Origin of the sequence: Runella sp. (assembly GCF_965279615.1) — a bacterium.
GTDB lineage: Bacteria > Bacteroidota > Bacteroidia > Cytophagales > Spirosomataceae > Runella.
The window spans coordinates 5,050,442-5,070,130 of sequence record NZ_OZ257252.1; the positions used below are offsets into that span (position 1 = coordinate 5,050,442).

A 19,689-nucleotide genomic window follows, 5' to 3' on the forward strand; every position below is an offset into this window, starting at 1 on the left:
TACAAAGTACCTTGTTTTTGATTAAAAAGTGTTAATCGGCAAATTTCAAGGATGAGTGGTGATTGATTTCTTTTGTCTCTTAAAAGCTCCTTTTATCACATAACCGTTGACTGTTTATATGATGCAAAGGTGCGTGAAAAGGTTGCACGTTCCCAAAAAAAAATGATAAACCCGGTGTTTAGCCCGATGAACCGGATAAAAAATCGGGTGAAACGAAATCGCTGAAAATCAGTTTTCAATCATCGTAGAATTATCGGGTAAAACGCAGGCGTTTTCCTTGGGTAGATTCATCAAAAATGCCATTGGCATAAGTCAAATTTCCCGAAACAATTGTATGCGTAACGGCCGACTGAAACGACGTTCCTTCCAACGGCGACCAACCGCATTTGAATAAGATGTTTTCTTTTGTAACGGTCGTTTTTTGATTCAGATCAACCAAGACCAAGTCGGCCCAATACCCTTCACGAATGTATCCGCGACGGTCTATTTGGAACACATCCGCTACGGCGTGACTCATTTTCTCAACGACACGCTCTATCGAAATTTTGCCCTGTTGCACAAATTCTAACATTATATTAAGCGAATGCTGTACCAAAGGCAAGCCGGAAGGTGCTGCCCAATAGCCTTTCGATTTTTCTTCCCAAGTATGCGGCGCGTGGTCAGTTGCTATAACGTCGATGCGATTGTCGAGCAGCGCCTGAAATATCTTTTCTTTGTGGTGAGGTGCTTTGATGGCAGGATTGCATTTAATCTGTGTTCCGAGGCGACGATAGTCTTCGGCATCAAACCACAAATGGTGGACGCAGGCTTCGGCCGTAATGCGTTTTTGCCGTTTATCGTTTTCACTTACGGCACTGTTTCCATAGTTGCCAACTTCAAATAAGTCGGTTTCTTCTCCCGTCGAAATATGTAAAATATGTAGCCGTGTACCGTGTTTTTTTGCCAGTTCGGCTGCCATAGACGATGATTTATAACAGGCCTCTTCGTTGCGGATAAGGGCGTGGATATTGTACGGAACATTGTCGCCGTATTGTTCTTTAAACATTTCTGTACGCTGACGTACCGTGGCTTCATCTTCGCAGTGCGTAGCGATCAGGCAGGGCGCGTTGGCGAATAACTTTTCCAACACTTCGGGTGCATCTACGAGCATATTACCCGTGGAAGAACCCATGAAAATCTTGATTCCGCAAACATCGGCATAAGGCGTTCGCATTACTTCATCATAATTATCATTGGAAGCTCCCATGAAAAAGGAATAATTGGCCAATGACGTTTTTGCCGCAATTTGGTATTTGTCTTCCAACAGGCTTTGGGTCAGCGCATTCGGTACCGTGTTGGGCATCTCCATAAAGGAGGTCACACCGCCCGCAACGGCCGCTTTGGCTTCCGAATAAATGGTGGCTTTGTGCGTCAACCCCGGTTCGCGGAAGTGTACCTGGTCGTCTATCACGCCGGGCAGCAAATACTTGCCTGCGGCATCAATGATTTTTGAAGCTGTTAAATGCTGCAGATCTGTACCGATTTGTTCAATAAAACCGTTCTTTATAAAAACGTCCTGTGTAGTTAATTGCCCTTCATTCACGATCTGAGCATTAACGATAAGAATAGTTGACATAAATATTTTCCTAAGTAAATTCCAACCTTATTGAGTATTTGGCAGACTATGTAATAAAACCGATTCGTTACATTAATCAAACAGCCAAACTTACAATTCATTACCTAAACCGCCATGTCATGCGTTTATTTTTATTTTTCAGCCTGTTTGCCTTTTCGGCGTATGCCCAACAGCGTTTTACGGTTAGTGGTTATATTCGCGAAAGCGGCAGCCAAGAACAATTGATTGGCGTAAACATATATTTGCCGGGCACCACTACGGGCACTACTTCCAATACCTACGGTTTTTATTCCATCACCCTTCCTGCGGCAGATTCGGTAACTTTGGCCTTTTCCTTTGTAGGTTATGGAGCAGAAATCCGTAAAATAAAACTTCGTAATAATCTTGAACTCAATATAGAACTGGCGGCTATAGGGAGACAGTTGAATGAAGTAATTGTTTCGGGAAAACGAGAAGCTGACAAAGTGAGCCAAACGCCGCAAATGAGCAAGATCGATATTCCGGTGCAACAGATAAAAAAAATTCCCGCTTTTTTAGGCGAAAAAGACGTATTACGCGTACTGCAATTGATGCCCGGTGTGCAAAAAGGTTCGGAAGGACAAACAGGCATTTATGTGCGGGGTGGCGGTCCTGACCAAAACTTAATTATTCTGGATGATGCACCTGTTTACAACGTCAGTCACTTATTTGGGTTTTTCTCAGTTTTCAATGGAGATGCTCTCAAGAGCGTGGAACTGACCAAAGGTGGCTTTCCTGCACGATTTGGTGGACGGCTTTCTTCGGTAGTAGAATTGAATATGAAAGAGGGTAATAAAGAAAAACTGCATGGTGAGGGCGGTGGTGGGCTCATTGCCAGTCGCTTAACCCTGGAAGGGCCTATTAAGAAAGCCGGCAAAGAAGTAGCCAAATCGTCCTTTTTGATCTCCGGCCGGCGTACTTATTTAGATCTGCTCGCTCGACCTATTATTGCTGCTCAAAACGATGGCAATACTATGGGAGGTTATTATTTCTATGACCTTAATGCCAAATTTAATTATGATTTTGGGCAAAAAAATAAATTGTATGCCAGCGGTTATTTCGGCCAAGATCGTTTTTTCTTTCGCGACAAAAGTACTTTATCGACCAGTGAAGGTGGACTGAATTGGGGTAATGCTACCGGTACATTGCGTTGGAATCACCTTTTCAATGAAAAACTGTTCGCCAATGCTTCTTTGATTTTCAGCAACTATAAGTTTCAGATTTATGCCAAAGAAGGAACAACGACCAATAATAGCCAAAGCCAATATGAACTTCGTTATACATCAGGGGTAAGAGATTGGGGCTTGAAATATGACATTGACTATTTTCCCAGTCCCAAGCATGCTTTAAGGTTTGGTATCTCAAGTACTTTACACCGATTTACCCCCAGTGCAGTTGTAGTTAAAGATACTGATATTGACCAATTTAAAACAGAAATTGAGGCCATCAACAATATAGAATCAGGTATTTATGCAGAAGATACCTGGAAACCTACTCGTCGGCTCAGAATGAATGCCGGGCTGCGATTGAGTCATTTTAAAGCCGAAAATCAGAGTTATGTCCGCCCGGAACCACGCATCTCGGCAGCCCTAATGCTGCGCCCCGACCTTTCATTTAAGGCATCTTATGCTCGAATGAACCAGTATATTCACTTGCTTTCCAATACAGGAATTGGATTGCCGACGGATTTGTGGGTACCAAGTACTGCCAAAATAGCGCCGCAGCAGTCAAGTCAGGTGGCCGCAGGTCTTGCCAAAGATTTTGAAAAACATGGCCTTGCCCTGACAATAGAAGGGTATTATAAAACCATGAATCATATCGTCAATTATAAAGAAGGTTCCAGTTTTTTATTGATTAATGACCCCTCAAATGCAAACAAAGCCCGTTGGGATGACAACATCACCAGTGGACGCGGTTGGTCTTATGGGACAGAAGTACTTCTTCAGAAAAAAACGGGCAAACTCTCGGGTTGGATTGGTTATACACTCTCATGGACCCAATGGCAATTTGATGAACTTAACTTTGGAAAAAAATTCTATCCTCGTTATGACCGTCGTCACGACTTATCGGTAGTGGGTATTTATGAATTTAGTCCTCGCATAACTCTTTCAGGTACATGGGTATATGGTACCGGAAATGCCCTTACGCTGCCTCAAAGTAACTATGTGGCTTACACTCATAATCTTAGTCCCCAAGTGCAATACCCACAAGGACCGATAAACTCTCAAAGCCAACCGGAAATAGTCTATCAAGTCTTTGGAAATGGGCGAAGCGTAAGCGATTATGGACCAAAAAATAGCTTTCGAGCGGAGCCTTATCACCGTTTTGATCTTAGCTTACAGTTTCATAAGAAAAAACGTTACCATGAACGGACGTGGGAATTGAGTGTTTATAATCTTTATAATCGTCGAAATCCATTTTTTTATAACCTCACTACCCGTCCCGTGTATGATGCTGCCGGAAAATTTGTAAAAAATGAGACAGCCCTGCAAAGAATCTCCATTTTTCCGATCGTGCCTACACTAAGCTATAATTTTAAATTTTAGGAGCCATGAAAAATTTATCTATAATCCTATTCATAATTATCTCAATCAGTCTTTTTTCTTGTGAAACGTTGGTAAATGACGTAGATCCTGATCGTTTGCCCCGCAGCGATAACAAACTGGTAGTGCATGGCTATTTATCGCCTCAGGATACCGTTATTTTGATCAGTGTTTATTATAGTAGTCAATTAGTTGGAGGAACAGTTAATTACTATATGGGCGGTTCGGGTCCTGCTGTATCATTTAATGATGCTGTTGTAACTCTTTCAAATCAAGGTAAAAGTATTACCATTCCTTTCGATTATAAAAGCGGCTCTTATAGTATTAAAGCTACTGAAATGCCTATTATAGTGGGACAAACCTATGACTTAAAGGTAATCAGAAACGGTGAGACAGTTGAATCATCATGTACGGTTCCTAAAGCGGTAACTATTCAGGAAATCAAACAGGATTCCGTTGATTCACGCAGTATTTTTTCGAGCAGTCCCAACTTTATTCCCCCTAAAGATTATCTCTACCGTATTGTTTGGAAAGATATCACCGGAGAGCCCAATTATTATCGCGTTGGAGGATACGCCTATCAGGTAGAAAGAATTCCGGCATCAACCGATAGATTCGAAGAACGTCCTAATATAGTGCAATTAAGTTTTAGAGAAAATAATCGTTTCGGTGATCTTTTATCAGATGAGCGGAACGACGGAATTCAATTTGTGTCTAATAATGGGATACTTCCGGGCTATTTTTCCTACAATAGAAATATTATTTATTCAACCCGACGTGTGGAATTATTCCTGCTTTCCTGCGAAAAAACCTACTACGATTATCACCGCGCTGTGCGAAGTTTCGACGATGACAATCCGTTTGCCGAGCCGTCGTTAATTCCTTCTAACATCAAAAACGGATTAGGGTGTTTTGCTGCTTACAATCGGAGTGTTGTTGTATTAAAATAGAATAAGCCCTTATCAAAGGGTAGTCATTGATCAACCTTTGACAAGGGCAATAAATGGCTATGGTTTTACCAGAACTTTCCCCCAACGGCCGGGCGAGTCGGCATGAGTAACGGCGGTTTTGATCTCATCAAGGCTATATACAGCCTCAATCGGCATTTTAACCTGTCCGGTAGAAAGTAACGTAATTACTTCCTGTGCTACTTTTTGACGAGTGCCGCTATCGACCCGGCGCATCCAATCCGTCAGCCAAAATCCCTTTAAGGTTAGTTCGCGAAAAATCATCAGGCCAAGATTTATGGTGGGGTCTTGGAGTCCCAATACTCCATATATGAGCATAATAGCGCCTCTGCCCATGCACTTTACGGCTTCGCTCGCCGTTTGGCCTCCAACACATTCCAATACTGCTCTAACACCTTCATAATTAGTGATTTGTTGAACACGTTTGGGTAGGTTTTCCTGTTCCGTATTGATAATTTCATCCACGCCGAGTGCCTTTAGTTCTTCGTTATGGTCATTTCGGCGTACAGTTCCGATGGTTTTAATATCCCGCATTTTGCAGATTTTAATCACCATCTTTCCTAACGCCGAAGCGCAGGCCGTAACCAATAGCCATTCCCCGGTTTTCACTCCTGACTCTTCCACCATCGCAACAGCTGTGAAAGGATTGACAAATAATTGGGAGGCAGTATCATCATTTATGGTATCCGGAACAGGAATCAAGGTGCGATGATTAGTGATCACGTATTCGCTCCAAGTACCGATGGCCGTAAAGCTTACGCGTGTACCGACTGCAACTTTAGCATTACTGCCCACAGATTCGACTATACCTACACCTTCAAAGCCGGCTCCTGACGGCAATTGCGGGCGAATCCCGTACAGGTTTTGCACGAACATAATATCCGAAGGATTGATCGGACTGGCCAGGACTTTTATGAGTACTTCGTCGGGGCCTGGAGTAGGTATTTCTACACTTTCTGCGTTTAAAATATCCGCAGGTTTACCATATTGATGGAATACAACTTTCTTCATGAGCGTAAAGAGATTAACTTATTTGCAGGAGAGTTTGTCAAATAGATTTCATTGTTCAATATTCGGCAATTACTTTTATATTTTTTGATTTTGTGCAATGAAACTTCTTTATACCGTTTGGTGCGTTTTTTGGTTGGTGCTTATTTTTCTGCTGTTATTTCCCGGGATGTATATTTGCCTTCAAAGAGAACAATGGAAGCCCTATGCACATTGGCTTAATCGCCTTTGGGGAAAACTGTTTTTCCCAATGGCAGGTATCCGATTGGAAATAGAATACCGTGGGCAACTTGATCCAAAACAAGCATATGTCTTTTGTGCCAATCATTTCTCTTTTCTGGATATTGCAGTAATGGGTGTGATCGTAGAACATTATTTTGCTTTTGTTGGCAAAGATGACGTCAAAAATATTCCGCTTTTTGGGTATATGTTCAGGCATTTGCACATTCAGGTCAATCGTGACAGTACTCAAAGTCGCGTATCATCGCTTAACAGAGCAATCAAAACATTGGCTCAGGGTAGAAGCATTGTTGTTTTTCCGGAAGGAGGGATCAGAACAAAACAGCCACCCCAAATGCATCGACCTTTTATGGATGGCGCATTTAAGATGGCTATTCAGCAGCAAGTACCAATTGTACCAATCAGCTTGCCGATCAATTATAAGATCTTACCCGACAAAAAACCTATTCGCATGCATCGTTATTCAATGCGAGCGATAGTCCACGAAGCAATACCGACAATCGGCTTAACCCCTCAGGATGTTGTGTCTTTACGAGACAAATGCTTTGGGGTAATAGACGACGAACTCAAAAGACATCATCCTTCCTTAAAATAAGGAAAGTAAAGAGTAGTTCGCAAACAAAAAGCAGTCAACCGTTGGCAATTATGCCATTGATTGACTGCCTGTATAGTTTTGCGAATACTCCAGAATGTTTGAAACAACGCGGTTTGACGGCGTACGTTCAAGTTTGTTCATTAGACTTTTTATCTCAAGTGTATCAAGATAAAATTCCAACAGCTCTTGGTCACCAATTAAGGCATCTTCAATGAGCGTGTTTTCTTCGTCGGTAGTTTCTTCATAAACATACCGAATTACATCATCTGGGGTAAACGTTTGTATCATATATAGGAACGCGTTTGCTGAGTTGCTTTCGCAAATTGATCAGCGCGTAACGCATTCTTCCCAAAGCCGTGTTGATACTCACTCCTGTGGCATCTGCAATTTCCTGAAAACTCATGTCTTCGTAGTGCCGCATAATGAGCACTTCCCGTTGAGGATCAGGTAATCGTTGAATCAGTTCGCGTAAGTGTTCATGCGTTTCCTGACGAATCTGGAGTGATTCAATCGAATCCTCCGAAAAGTCTAACGTATTAAACACGTTGCTCCCGTCTTCAAACACTATCTCGGGGTAGCGTTTGTCGCGCCGAAAATGGTCAATAGCCAAATTATGTGCAATTCTCAGTATCCATGGCAAAAACTTGCCCTCATCGTTATACTTACCGGATTTGAGGGTTTCGACAGCTTTTACAAAGCTATCCTGCATCAAATCCTCAGCTACGTACTGATCCTTAACAATCAAATAAATAGTGGTGTAAATCTTGGACTTGTGACGCTGAACGAGTTTTTCAAAGGCTTTTTCGTTGCCATGAGTATACAATGAAACCAGATCACTGTCGCTAACTTGGTACTTTTCCATTTTTGTATGTACAATTAGTTAACGTAAACCTTTGTTTCGATATTGTAGCCCCTCGTTGTTTTAGATGAAGAAAATTATTTTGCGTCTTATTTATGTTTCAAAGATAAAACAATAATAATTTATTGTGCAAGAGTTTGCCAAATATTTTTTAAAGTGTAAGAGAAACACCAAATTTAATTCCGAGTATTCACTTGAACTCGAAATTATTGTCTGTATTACACTTATTCAAGAAAAAATTGCACGAGTAGATCGTTTTTCAATATATAATTTTGTTGAATGAGTATTTTCTGTGTGCAAAATTACTTAATCGACCACCGTTGGAGTTCCTCTAAAGTTACTTTTCCTTCATAAATAGCTTTCCCAACAATCACGCCAAAAAGCTGCATGTCGGCTAATATTTCAATATCTCCTAAGTTGCTGACGCCTCCGCTGGCAATAATTTTTATGTCGGGACATTGATCCTGTAAGTTTCGGTAAAGATCAAAGGAAGGGCCTTGCAGTAAACCGTCTTTGGCAACGTCCGTACTGATGGTATAGCGAGCACCTTTTTCAACCCATTTTTGTACAAAGTCATACACCCATAGATCAGTCCCTTCTTCCCAGCCACTAACGGCAACGCGTTCATTGCGGGCATCGGCTCCCAATATTATTTTATCGCCACCATAGTTGGTAAGCCATTTTTCAAATAAATCAGGATTCTTTACGGCAATACTTCCGCCTGTCACTTGCTTAGCGCCCGATTCAAAAGCCACGCGCAGATCATCTTCTGACTGAACTCCTCCGCCAAAATCAATATGAAGACTTGTTTTAGTGGCTAATGTTTCCAATACTTTCCAGTTAATTACTTTTTTGGCTTTGGCACCATCCAGATCCACAAGATGCAAACGAGTCAGTCCCGCATCTTCAAATTGCATGGCTACCTCGAGCGGATGCTCATTATATATTTGTTTTTTTTCGTAATCGCCTTGGGTCAAGCGTACGCATTTGCCTTCAATAAGGTCTATGGCAGGGATGATATGAAACATGAAATTAGTTTATAGTCCATCGACATGATGGGAGCTATGAGTGAGTTTTGGCTGCAAAACTAAGGAGTAAGTGCGGGTTTAACAATACTTCCTTATATACTCACTACCTTTGTGGGAACTTTTCATTGAGCATTTGTCATTTAGCATTGGCTATACATTTTGATAAATGTTCAATGCCTTATGTTGAATGACAATGTTATACCCGCAAGATTTAGAACAAAAATTAGGATTTGATCGCATTCGCGAGCAATTGAGTGAGTTATGTCTTAGCCCACTGGGGCGGGCGTTTGTACAGAAGATTCGCTTTTCGGACAATTTCGCCGTCATTGATAAACTCACCCGTCAAACGGCTGAGATGAAAGCCATCCTGGAAGAGTCGACAGGGGAGTTTCCTTCTCAAAATTACTTGGATGCTACACCTGCACTCGACAAAATGCGGGTTGAAGGAATGCTGTTATCTTTGGATGAATTCTTTGATTTAAAACTTTCTCTCCGCACTATTCGCCAAGTATTGAAATTTTTAGCCGATCAGGAAGAAGGGCGCTTCCCTTTTTTAACAGAATTGGCAGGCAATGTAAAAGTAGAAAAATCGGTCAGCGATGCTATTGACCGCATTATTGATGACCGTGGACAAATCCGTGACAATGCTTCACCCGAATTGGCCGATATCCGTCGTCGATTGATCTCAGAAGCGGCCGGTGTGCGTAAAAAATTGGACTCAATGCTAAAACACGCCAAAAGCAGTGGCTGGGTGGGCGACGATGTATCATTGACAGTACGCAATGGGAGAATGGTAATTCCTATTTCGGCCGAGCATAAGCGAAAATTGAAAGGCTTTGTGCACGATGAATCTTCCACGGGGCAAACATTATTTATTGAACCTGCCGATGTATTGGATGCCAATAATGAAATCAAAGAGTTAGAATATGCCGAGCGCCGGGAAATTAACCGTATTTTGATTCAATTGGCAAATCAGATTCGCCCGCATTTAGCAGACCTGCAGAAAGCCTGTCAGTTTTTGGGGATGGTGGATTTTATTCGGGCCAAAGCGAAATTTGCGTCAATGTTGGGAGCCGTCAATCCTGCCTTTGTGAATCAACCGGTGATTGACTGGCGCATGGCTCGGCATCCATTATTATACCTTTCATTTCAGAAACAAGGACGGAAGGTGGTTCCGCTAACGATTGAACTTCGCCAAAATCAGCGGATTCTGGTCATTTCGGGGCCCAATGCAGGAGGTAAATCGGTTGCTTTGAAAACAATCGGTTTGACACAGTACATGCTTCAATGCGGTTTGCTGGTGGCGATGCGTGAAGACTCGACGGTAGGTTTGTTTCAGAATTTATTCATTGATATTGGTGATGAACAAAGCCTGGACAATGATTTGAGTACGTACAGCAGCCACCTGACGAATATGCGCCATTTCCTACAATTTGCTCATAAGCGTACCTTGTTTTTGATAGATGAATTCGGAACGGGAACGGAGCCAAGTTTGGGCGGTGCCGTTGCAGAAGCCATCTTGGAAGATCTGACTAAATCGGGTGCATATGGTGTGATCAACACGCACTACACGAATTTGAAAACCTACGCTGACAAAACGCAGGGATTAGTCAATGGTGCGATGCGCTACGATGGAGAGCATCTTGAGCCGATATATGAATTAGAGATAGGTAAACCGGGAAGCAGTTTTGCGTTTGAGATCGCGACGAAAATAGGCCTTCCCAAAGCAGTCATTGAGCGAGCCAAAGGTAAATTGGGGACGCAACAGGTCAATTTCGAAAAGCTGTTGAAGGAGTTGGATATTGAGAAGAAAGTGTTTTCGGAAAAGAACATTGAAATCGGAATTAAGGAACGAAAACTGGCTCAACAGTTAGTTGAAACAACCGCCTTGCAAACACGCTTGGACAATGACCAAAAGAAAATCATCAACGATGCCAAACAAAAAGCCAAACAATTGTTGGCCACCGCCAATCAACGTATCGAAACTACGATTCGCGAGATAAAAGAAAACAAAGCAGAGCGTGATACAACAAAACTAATACGACAGGAACTGGAGCAGTTTGAAAAACAGGAACTGAAAATTGAACCCGTCGCGGAGCCTGAGCGCGAAGAATTCATTCCCGAAGGCGGCGAAATCTCGGTGGGAAGCTTTGTGCGTATCAAAGGACAGGCTACGGTGGGTGAAGTGTTGGCGATGAAGGGCAAAGACATTGAAATTCGAATCGGAGATTTAAAGTCCAACGTGAAATTGAACCGATTGGAAAAAGTCTCCAAAAAAGCCTTTAAAGAAGCGACGGGAGAGAAGGGAGCAGGCCCGAGAACCGGCGTGGGAGGGATTGACATCAATGAAAAAATGATGAATTTTAGCTTCAATCTGGACATTAGAGGCAAGCGTGGAGAGGAAGCGATGGTGGAATTGGATGATTTTCTCAACAATGCGTTGATGCTTGGCTACGACGAATTACGCATTGTACATGGAAAAGGGGATGGTATTCTTCGCCAATTGGTCCGTAACCATCTTAAATCGTATAAACAGGTAGGAAAAATGCAGGATGAGCATCCGGATCGCGGAGGGGCAGGGGTTACGATAGTGCAAATGAAATAAAGATTGGGTAAATTGCATTTGCTGTTTACCCAATCCTTAATCTACATGCCCTTTTTTCAGGATTCACTCGCTATTTTGGCGGTATTGATGGTCAATATTGTCATTTCGGAAAAATTGGCGAAACTGCCGTATCTGCGCCACATGGGTACGGCACTCATTGTGATCATTTTAACGGCAATCACGTCCAATATAGGTTTGATTCCTGCTTCTACCAATTCACCTCCGATATACGACGGGATTTTTACCTATCTCGCGCCCATTTCTATCTTTTATCTATTGCTGACGGTCAATCTTAAAGGGCTTCAAAAGGCGGGCGCGCCTATGGTTTTTAGTTTTTTTCTGGGAACGGCGGGAACAATGGCGGGAGTTTTGGCAGGAATGTGGGCGATTGAAGGACCTAAAGGATTTGGCGAATTTTATTATGCTTTGGGCGGAATGTTTACGGGGACATACATTGGCGGGAGTACTAATTTCAACGCATTGGCCCTTCATTATGAAGTCAATAAGGAAGGAAATATTTATGCAGCGGCAGTAGCGGTAGATAATATTCTGACGGCTTTATGGATGGTGGCTACGTTGTTGTTGCCTCAGCTGCTTAACCGCTACTTTCCGCGCCGCATCGTTTATAATCATACGGCAGAAGAGGCACATCAGTTTGAAAAAGAAGCATCTGCTCAGGTAAGCGATGTTGAAACCTTCAATCCACAGGATTTGGCAGTTTTGGTAGGACTGGGAGCCTTGGGATTATATGTTTCAAAGTACTTGGGAACGTTGTTGCCACAGGTTCCTCAGATCCTTATTTTAACTACTTTGGCTTTGGTGCTGGCGCAACTTCCGGTGGTGCAGCGTTTGCGTGGAATGAAGGTTTTAGCCATGTTTTGTATTTATCTGTTTTTGGCGGTTATCGGTGCTTTCTGTGATATTGAGGCGTTGCTCAAGGATGGACCTTTGGCAATAAGTATGGTTGTTTTTGTAGGTACATTAATTGTTGTGCATGCTGCTGTTATCTTTGGAATCGGGGCATTAATAAAGCAGGATTGGGATATATTATCCATTGCTTCACAGGCAAATATTGGCGGTTCGGCTTCCGCTTTGGCATTGTCAAAAAGCCTCAATCGCCCGGACTTGTACTTGCCCGGGATTTTGGTGGGGGCGCTCGGAAATGCCATCGGAACCTACTGCGGATTAGTGGTAGCAGAGTATTTAAAAACGGTATCTTGGTAAGATCTTAAACGTACATTAATGCAGGGATCGATCGGCGTATTTGATTCGGGCTACGGAGGCCTCACGATTTTAAAAGAGTTGGTGAAACAATTGCCACAATATGATTATTTATATCTGGGAGATAATGCGCGCGCGCCTTATGGAACACGCTCCTTCGACACGGTGTATAATTATACCCTTGAGTGCGTCAAACATCTTTTCTCGAAAGGATGTCATTTGGTAGTATTGGCGTGTAATACAGCTTCTGCCAAAGCATTACGGAATATTCAGCAGCTTGATCTGCCGCATATCGCTCCGGAACGGCGCGTTTTAGGCGTCATTCGTCCTACGACGGAAGTGGTTGGAACATTCACCCATACGCAACACATTGGCATTTTTGCCACGGCAGGTACGGTCTTGTCAGAGTCATATTTAGTGGAAATAGAAAAGTTTTTCCCCAACATGAACGTGGTGCAGGAAGCGTGTCCGATGTGGGTGCCGTTGATCGAAAATGGCGAATTTGACAACGAAGGCGCAGATTATTTTGTCAAAAAACACGTTGAGCATTTACTGGCTCAATCGCCCGACATTGATGCCGTGTTGCTGGGTTGTACGCATTATCCATTGTTAATTAACAAGATACGGCAATTTTTGCCTGCACATATTCGAATTATCAATCAAGCTGAAATTGTTGCCCACAGTTTTGCGGATTACCTTCATCGTCATCCCGAAATTGAGGCTAAATGCAGTAAAAATGGTCAAAGAACCTTCTATACGACCGATTCTACCGAAGCTTTTGACCGCCAATCTGCTGTTTTTTTCGGTCAGGAAGTGAAAAGCCTGCATCAGGATTTAGGCAAATAGATGGAACGCTGATTGTTATGATTTTATGATTTGTTATGTAAAACATAATCTATCTTGATGTCTTAACAATCAGCGTTCTATGCAATTATTCTTCAGCCAAAGTCCGTGATAAGTTGATACGGTAAATGCCCAATGAAGGAATAGCCGCCGCTAAAATACCGATCAAAATAGCTCCGACCAACAACCATATCTCTTCGGGAAGAAGGCTGAAATCAGCAAAAGAATAATGATAATCAGTCTCAGCAGCGCGGCTAAACAGCCATAAACCCACTCGGCTCATCAACACCCCTGCGCCATAGCCAACCAATGCCAACATAATTCCTTCCAACAACAGCATTACAAACAACTTGGTACGTGTTGCGCCCATAGAAAGCATTAACGCCATTTCATATTTACGTTCTTTCAACGAATTGTAAAGGGAAATAAAAACACTTACCCCTGCTATAAGTATGATAATGAGCGCAATAGCGCGTAACGTGTCAATGCCTATTCCCAACAATGAAAACAAGCGATTGATCTCAAAAGCCACCGAAGCCGCCTGCATTTTGGTATTTTCATTGATAAAACGAGGCAAAGCCACCATTCCCATTGGATTGCGGAATTTTACCAACAAACTCGTAATTTCCTGACTTGGGTCATCGGTTTGGGTGGAGTCGCCGCCTGTGAGTAGATCGGTTACGTTTGCTCTTTGGCCCGGTGCTTCGGCGTGTTCATGAATGGACCATACACTCGAAATATCGGTCAAAATGAGTTGGTCTATGACAGAATTGTTGGTTTCAAAAATGCCGACCACTTTGTATTTTTTGTTACCGTGTACATCGTCCATATTGTCAAAACCGTGTGCACCGGCAAAAACGTCGCCGATTTTCAAGCCCGTTACACTGGCTGCTTTTGCGCCGACGGTTGCTTCCATTGTAGTGGCAAAGAGCCTGCCTTCTTTGACTTTGGCTTCAAAATGATTAGGATATTTGGGATTGGTTCCTACAATTCGGTAAGACATATAATTGTCTCCCATCGCCAGCGGAATGGCCGTTTTGACCAATGGATTTTTCATAACCCGTTGCGCTTCGTCAAGCGAAACGTTGCCCGTTGGAGAATCAATCTGGTAGATACTTGATAAAATCAATTGCAGTGGACTTCCTTTAGCACCCACCACCATGTCGATGCCTTTGATATTACGCCGAAATTGTTCGTCCAATTGCTTATTCAATAACAACAACATCGAAATGATCCCTATTCCAAGCGTCATCAGGAGCGCACTTAGGAAACTGTTCAGCTTTTTATCTTTAAGATTGGCCCAACTTATTTTGAAAAGATTCATCGGTGGTATTGTTAAATGAGTATTGGCTTCCAAAATTAAGCACATATCCATTGATACGCATTAGGGAAGCGACTTATTTTCTCATTTAGTCAGATTAATTGATGTATATCAGTGACTTACTTTGATATTTATCATCATTTAGATTTTGCCGGGGCAGTACATTTAACTATCATTTTTTACTTAACCGATGTACTGTAATGAAAAAAATATTAGTTCCAACGGATTTTTCCGGCTTTGCGCACAACGCGCTGGAAGTGGCAGCGGATTTGGCTTTGAAAACGAATGCCGAAATTATGTTGCTTCATGCCAATGAAAAGATGGTAATGGCAACACCGATGGCAGAGTATTATTTGTACGACAAAGCCATCGAAGATGAGTATTTGGATATGGTAACTGAAAGCTTAAAAAAGACACTGATCGAAATTGCCGAAAATGGAAAATTCGCCGGAATAAAGATTCGGACGGCAGTCATTGGCGGCCCGATGGTAAGTGTGATCGAAGATTTCGTGAAAGACCATGCGATTGATTTAGTGGTAATGGGAACGCGTGGGGTGTCGGGCATAGAAGAGTTTCTTGTGGGTTCTAACACAGAAAAAGTAATCCGGCGCGTGAAATGCCCTGTTTTAGCGGTTCCTAACCTGCCTGCTTCGTTCGATAAGATTGTGTTTCCAACTACGTTAAAAGAAGATCAAATTGCTGCGTTTACCGCATTTGCTTCATTGCAAAGCGTTTTCGTAGGGGAAGTATCTCTGCTCTATATTAATGATCCGGGCCATTTTAAGAACACCGAAGCGATGGAAGCCCAAAAGGCGTTTTTAGTGAAAGAGTCAGGGCTGAAAAATGCAACGTTATTTGTTTCGGATACCGAAGTATTCAATGAAGAAGATGCTATTCTGGACTTTGCTCACCGGAATAAAGCAGACCTGATCGTGATGGCAACGCACCAACGCCGAGGCCTGGCCCACTTCTTCATGGGCAGTATGACGGAAGATACGGCCAATCATTCCGATATTCCGGTACTCAGTTTGAGTATCAGGTAGATTTTCAGGGTAAACTTACTTCAACCGGGCGGTTGCCGTGGGTAAGGGGAAGAGATAAGAAAAAGGTTGTTCCTGTTCCTTCTTCCGTTTCAAACCAGATGGTACCGCCCGCATGTTCTACGCCGCGCTTGGCAATGGCGAGCCCTAAACCTGAGCCATCCTGTTTGGTACTGAAATTGGGTAAGAAAACTTTTGGACGAATGGCTTCGGGGATACCGTTTCCGTTGTCCTGAACTTCAATATAAACATTGCCTTCATCGGTACGCAAACGAAGGAGAATTTCCGGACGGCGGCCCGACGGGACTGATTGAATTCCGTTAATGATCAGATTCGTAATGATACGGCCAATGAGCTGTCGGTCACCGATTACGTTCACTCTACGGGTTTGAATATCCCTGCGAAGGGTGATTTTAGTATCGTCGGCATATAAGTCAGCGGCTTTATTGAGTACCGAGGAAATCTCAAAAAGCTCGTTTTTAGGAAGCGGCATTTTGGCAAAATCCGAGAACGATGTGGCAATGTCGCTGATGTTATCAATTTGGTCGATCAACGATTCAAACGTACGCTTTATGCGTTCGTTTTGGGGCAAATTAGGCGGCAGATCGCGCAGCATGGTTCGCTGAAGTTGCTGGATCGTGAGTTTCATCGGTGTCAATGGGTTCTTGATCTCGTGCGCTACCTGTTTCGCCATTTCACGCCATGCCGATTGTTTTTCGTTTTTAGCAAGTTCCTGTTTACTATCATCCAACTTTTTCAACATCTGGTTATAAGAACCTACCAGCACCCCGATCTCATCGTCCGATTTCCAATTGACCGGTTCGTTCAGTTGGTGGAGATTAATTCTCCGTATCTTCTGCGTCAGGAGTCGTAAAGGAATCGTTAACAAATTGGAAGCCCAATAGGAAATGGCCAAAAACAAGAGGAACATGATGGCAAAAACGCTCAGTATTGTTGAGATCACTTCAATGATCTGCCGATCAAGCTCCGGTTTTGAATCAAAATACGGGATGCTTAAAATCCCTAAAGGCTTACCGGTATTACTTGCCCTGACCGTCACATACGCGGTTCGGTATTGTTTTTTACCAAGTGATTCATCCAGCAAAACCTCATTTTCACGGTCTTGAAGTAAATGGATATACGCTTCAGGATTCAACCATTTTGACAGAAGTTTGCTTTCATAAATGAGCGGCTCCGTCGTAATGGAAAGGTTTCCTTCTTCGTTGAAGAAATTAATATCAACGTTGGCATCGCGGGCAATTTTTTCCAATTCCTGCACCATTGCTTCCTGACTCCTTCTTCCGCTCATATATTCTGCCAGGTACGGAGCAAAGTTGTTACCGATGTTTTTGGTGCTTGTCAGGTAGCTGTTTTCCTGATTACTGTTGTAATTGGCCGTAATTACCTGCAATGTTATTAACACAATCAGCAACAGCGGTGTAAAAAATGCAACGTTGAGCAGAATTTGAATTTTGGTTGTATAACTGATCTTTAAGCGTCTTAAACCGTATTTCAACGCATAAACAGCAATGATACAAATGACGTATAAAACCAAAATCAGATACAAAAACGAAAAATTTGAAATAAGACTTTTAAGAGGATATGATTTGGAAGATACGATCATATACCGCTTATTTTTGTCGCGATTTCCTACATGTTTGTAGTCATAAAGTTGGATTCCGCGCTCAAACAAAACAGGATTATCCAGTTCTGTTTGCGGCATTTTTCGGTCATAATTATAGCTTCCGGAGCTATAAATGAGGTTTTTGTGAGTGTCATAAACAGCATAGCTATATTGACGTGTTTCAGGGGCCTGTACAAATTTTTTGTCCATTAACAACTCCGGATACACATTTCGGGGTTGATCTTCGCGAGGGTTAAGATTAAGCACGACGCGGCCAACCAAGACCGAATCTTTGTAAATATCAATCAAACTCAAATATTGTTTTCTGAAATCATTGACCAGATCGTTGATAAAATAAAGCGAAGCATACTTGGTTTGGTATTTTTGCTGCCGATAGAATTTGGTATAATTGTCAAATGTTTCTTTTGAAATAGATGTATCTAAAGGCTGTCCATCTGCCTGAAAAGACACGACTTCAATGTCGTATTTATCAAAATATTTGTCTAAGTGAATACTCTTCACCATTTGTTGGATTCGCTCTCTTGACAGGATGGTATCGCTGATAAAAGAATTCTGGATTTCAGCGTCTTTGCTTATGGATTCTTTGGCACGATCCAACAAATATTCTCCTAAGTCATCATTCTCGGCAATGATTTTTTCGCCAAATTCTTTTTTGTTGGTAATGTCTTTTTGCTCTTCTTCATTGTATACCACATACGTAGTCACAACGGCCCAAAAGAAGGCTCCCATGAAGTAGTAAATGGTGGTGCGATAGCGGAAAGTATAAAGAATACGTGGAAACCGTGAAAAATACAGCAACAGAAAGTAAATGGCGTGAATTCCGAAAATCCATTTTAATTCTGTTTTTAACACAAAAAGCACTGCCGTTATTATAATTGCGCTAACCGCAAAAGTCAGCACACCAAACAGTTTTTGAGGATTAAGCCGAATAAACAACCCCACCAATAAATGCGTACAAAGAAAGTAAATACTTGAGATGAGAATGAAGATGATTAAACACGCTATTTTAAGGATTGAAAAAGAAATACTCAGTGTAATATCAAGCGTGAACTGTGATTTTTCATAAATATTGGTCAATTCCAACAGACTGACATAAAACACTCCAAAGCTTAGTGCAATAAAGACAAATGATAAAACAGGCCGAACTTTTTTGGAGGTATTGACTAAGAAAAGATAGGTCTTGGAACGAAAGTAAAAATCAGCTACATAAAGTGATAAAATAAAGCAGACAACACAATTGAGCAGCAAATCGCCAAGGGAGGGTGCAATAGGCGAAGAGGCGTAGAATTTAGGGTTGAACAGATCGGTTTCGGAAAATAAGAACGGAATGCCAAAATACAGCATTCCCGCTCGAAGTAAGAATAAATAGACCGTTAACAGCAAAAAAGCCTGCTCATACCGCTTCTGCCTGCTTAAAGTAATAACCCATTTAAAAATATAAATTCCGAACAAAACTGCCGCCAATACACCCCAGGTAATGGTGTTGACGGGCGTGGTTTGATTGCGGTACGATTCAAATTTGGGCGGGACGATAGAAAACAAAAAGCGATTCTGATTGTCCAGTACGTTTTGGTAAGCAGGGCCGACATTGGTTGAGATCTGTTCAGGATCTACTGTAAAAAGATTAGTATTGTAGCCCGATTGCAGGTAGTTGTTTTCATTCTTATAATACCGATACAAATTAATGACAGAAACAATATCAATTCGGCCATTGGGGCGAGTGTATTGCCGGCGGCTGACCAAATACTTACTTTGGTCAAAGGTAACCATCTGGGTTTCAGATATTTTACGAATCGACTCGTAGTCAGGGATGAATCGATAATCTGACCAGAAGATCAGGCGACCATTTTGGTATACATAATAAGGATATTTTGTAGATTGACGAAGATCGGAAAATTGGGTGTTTGTGTTTTGTGATACCAAGCCCGTGATTCGTTCCAATTCTCCCTGCGATACCGAAAGCTCCTGACGGATACGCTCTTTGACGGCCGAAAAATAGGTTTCTTCTGCTGCTCCCAAAGCTCCTCTTTCAAAGAAAAAGAATGACAATAACGCCAGTAATAACGAAGCTGAAGCCAGAATGACCAGAATATGTCTGCTAATTTTCTGCACGAAAGTCCAAAGAGTGATTGTGTCGTTT

14 protein-coding genes are annotated in these 19,689 nt (G+C 42.3%); 7 read left to right on the forward strand and 7 right to left on the reverse strand.

Annotated elements, in window-relative coordinates; translation table 11 throughout:
- Nucleotides 1-250 precede the first annotated feature (250 nt).
- The gene (locus tag ACQY73_RS21300; RefSeq protein ID WP_428654706.1) at nucleotides 251-1,615 is read right to left on the reverse strand and encodes a dihydroorotase; all 1,365 of its coding nucleotides are present in this window, start codon (nucleotides 1,613-1,615) and stop codon (nucleotides 251-253) included.
- Between the two features lie 119 nt (nucleotides 1,616-1,734).
- Between ACQY73_RS21300 and ACQY73_RS21305 the strand changes: the two genes are divergently transcribed.
- A complete protein-coding gene (locus ACQY73_RS21305) occupies nucleotides 1,735-4,179 on the forward strand; it encodes a TonB-dependent receptor (RefSeq protein ID WP_428654708.1) in 2,445 nt (814 codons plus the stop codon).
- A gap of 5 nt (nucleotides 4,180-4,184) precedes the next feature.
- Nucleotides 4,185-5,126: a DUF4249 domain-containing protein gene (locus tag ACQY73_RS21310; RefSeq protein WP_428654710.1), complete on the forward strand. Its 942-nt coding sequence runs from the start codon at nucleotides 4,185-4,187 to the stop codon at nucleotides 5,124-5,126.
- Between the two features lie 57 nt (nucleotides 5,127-5,183).
- Here the strand turns inward: ACQY73_RS21310 and ACQY73_RS21315 are convergent, their stop codons facing one another.
- The gene (locus tag ACQY73_RS21315; RefSeq protein WP_428654713.1) at nucleotides 5,184-6,155 is read right to left on the reverse strand and encodes a zinc-dependent alcohol dehydrogenase family protein; all 972 of its coding nucleotides are present in this window, start codon (nucleotides 6,153-6,155) and stop codon (nucleotides 5,184-5,186) included.
- 97 nt (nucleotides 6,156-6,252) lie between these two features.
- Here ACQY73_RS21315 and ACQY73_RS21320 point away from each other — a divergent pair, with 97 nt between their 5' ends.
- Nucleotides 6,253-6,987 (forward strand): lysophospholipid acyltransferase family protein, encoded by a 735-nt coding sequence (locus tag ACQY73_RS21320; RefSeq protein WP_428654715.1) that lies wholly within the window; start codon nucleotides 6,253-6,255, stop codon nucleotides 6,985-6,987.
- Between the two features lie 48 nt (nucleotides 6,988-7,035).
- Here ACQY73_RS21320 and ACQY73_RS21325 read toward each other — a convergent pair whose 3' ends face one another.
- The 3 genes from ACQY73_RS21325 to hisA form a co-directional block, all read right to left on the reverse strand.
- Nucleotides 7,036-7,275 carry a hypothetical protein gene (locus tag ACQY73_RS21325; protein WP_428654717.1) on the reverse strand — a complete coding sequence of 80 codons (240 nt, stop codon included), beginning with the start codon at nucleotides 7,273-7,275 and terminating at the stop codon, nucleotides 7,036-7,038.
- Nucleotides 7,250-7,849: an RNA polymerase sigma factor gene (locus ACQY73_RS21330; protein WP_428654720.1), complete on the reverse strand. Its 600-nt coding sequence runs from the start codon at nucleotides 7,847-7,849 to the stop codon at nucleotides 7,250-7,252. The genes ACQY73_RS21325 and ACQY73_RS21330 overlap by 26 nt, the downstream gene beginning before the upstream one ends.
- Before the next feature lie 299 nt (nucleotides 7,850-8,148).
- On the reverse strand, nucleotides 8,149-8,874 hold the full coding sequence (gene hisA, locus ACQY73_RS21335) for a 1-(5-phosphoribosyl)-5-[(5-phosphoribosylamino)methylideneamino]imidazole-4-carboxamide isomerase (protein ID WP_428654723.1): 726 nt from the start codon (nucleotides 8,872-8,874) through the stop codon (nucleotides 8,149-8,151).
- Between the two features lie 193 nt (nucleotides 8,875-9,067).
- On the opposite strand from hisA, the gene ACQY73_RS21340 reads away from it, so the two are divergent.
- The 3 genes from ACQY73_RS21340 to murI are packed head-to-tail and all read left to right on the forward strand — an operon-like array spanning nucleotide 9,068 to nucleotide 13,546.
- A complete protein-coding gene (locus ACQY73_RS21340; RefSeq protein ID WP_428654725.1) occupies nucleotides 9,068-11,479 on the forward strand; it encodes an endonuclease MutS2 in 2,412 nt (803 codons plus the stop codon).
- Between the two features lie 45 nt (nucleotides 11,480-11,524).
- On the forward strand, nucleotides 11,525-12,703 hold the full coding sequence (locus ACQY73_RS21345) for a DUF819 domain-containing protein (RefSeq protein WP_428654727.1): 1,179 nt from the start codon (nucleotides 11,525-11,527) through the stop codon (nucleotides 12,701-12,703).
- An 18-nt stretch (nucleotides 12,704-12,721) separates the two neighbouring features.
- Nucleotides 12,722-13,546, forward strand: a complete 825-nt coding sequence (gene murI / locus ACQY73_RS21350; protein WP_428654730.1) for a glutamate racemase — start codon at nucleotides 12,722-12,724, stop codon at nucleotides 13,544-13,546.
- Nucleotides 13,547-13,631: 85 nt separating this feature from the next.
- On the opposite strand, the gene ACQY73_RS21355 is transcribed toward murI, so the two are convergent.
- A complete protein-coding gene (locus ACQY73_RS21355; protein ID WP_428654732.1) occupies nucleotides 13,632-14,867 on the reverse strand; it encodes an ABC transporter permease in 1,236 nt (411 codons plus the stop codon).
- A gap of 197 nt (nucleotides 14,868-15,064) precedes the next feature.
- On the opposite strand from ACQY73_RS21355, the gene ACQY73_RS21360 reads away from it, so the two are divergent.
- Nucleotides 15,065-15,907 (forward strand): universal stress protein, encoded by an 843-nt coding sequence (locus ACQY73_RS21360; protein ID WP_428654734.1) that lies wholly within the window; start codon nucleotides 15,065-15,067, stop codon nucleotides 15,905-15,907.
- Nucleotides 15,908-15,911: 4 nt separating this feature from the next.
- On the opposite strand, the gene ACQY73_RS21365 is transcribed toward ACQY73_RS21360, so the two are convergent.
- Nucleotides 15,912-19,661, reverse strand: a complete 3,750-nt coding sequence (locus ACQY73_RS21365; protein ID WP_428654736.1) for a sensor histidine kinase — start codon at nucleotides 19,659-19,661, stop codon at nucleotides 15,912-15,914.
- Nucleotides 19,662-19,689 lie beyond the last annotated feature (28 nt).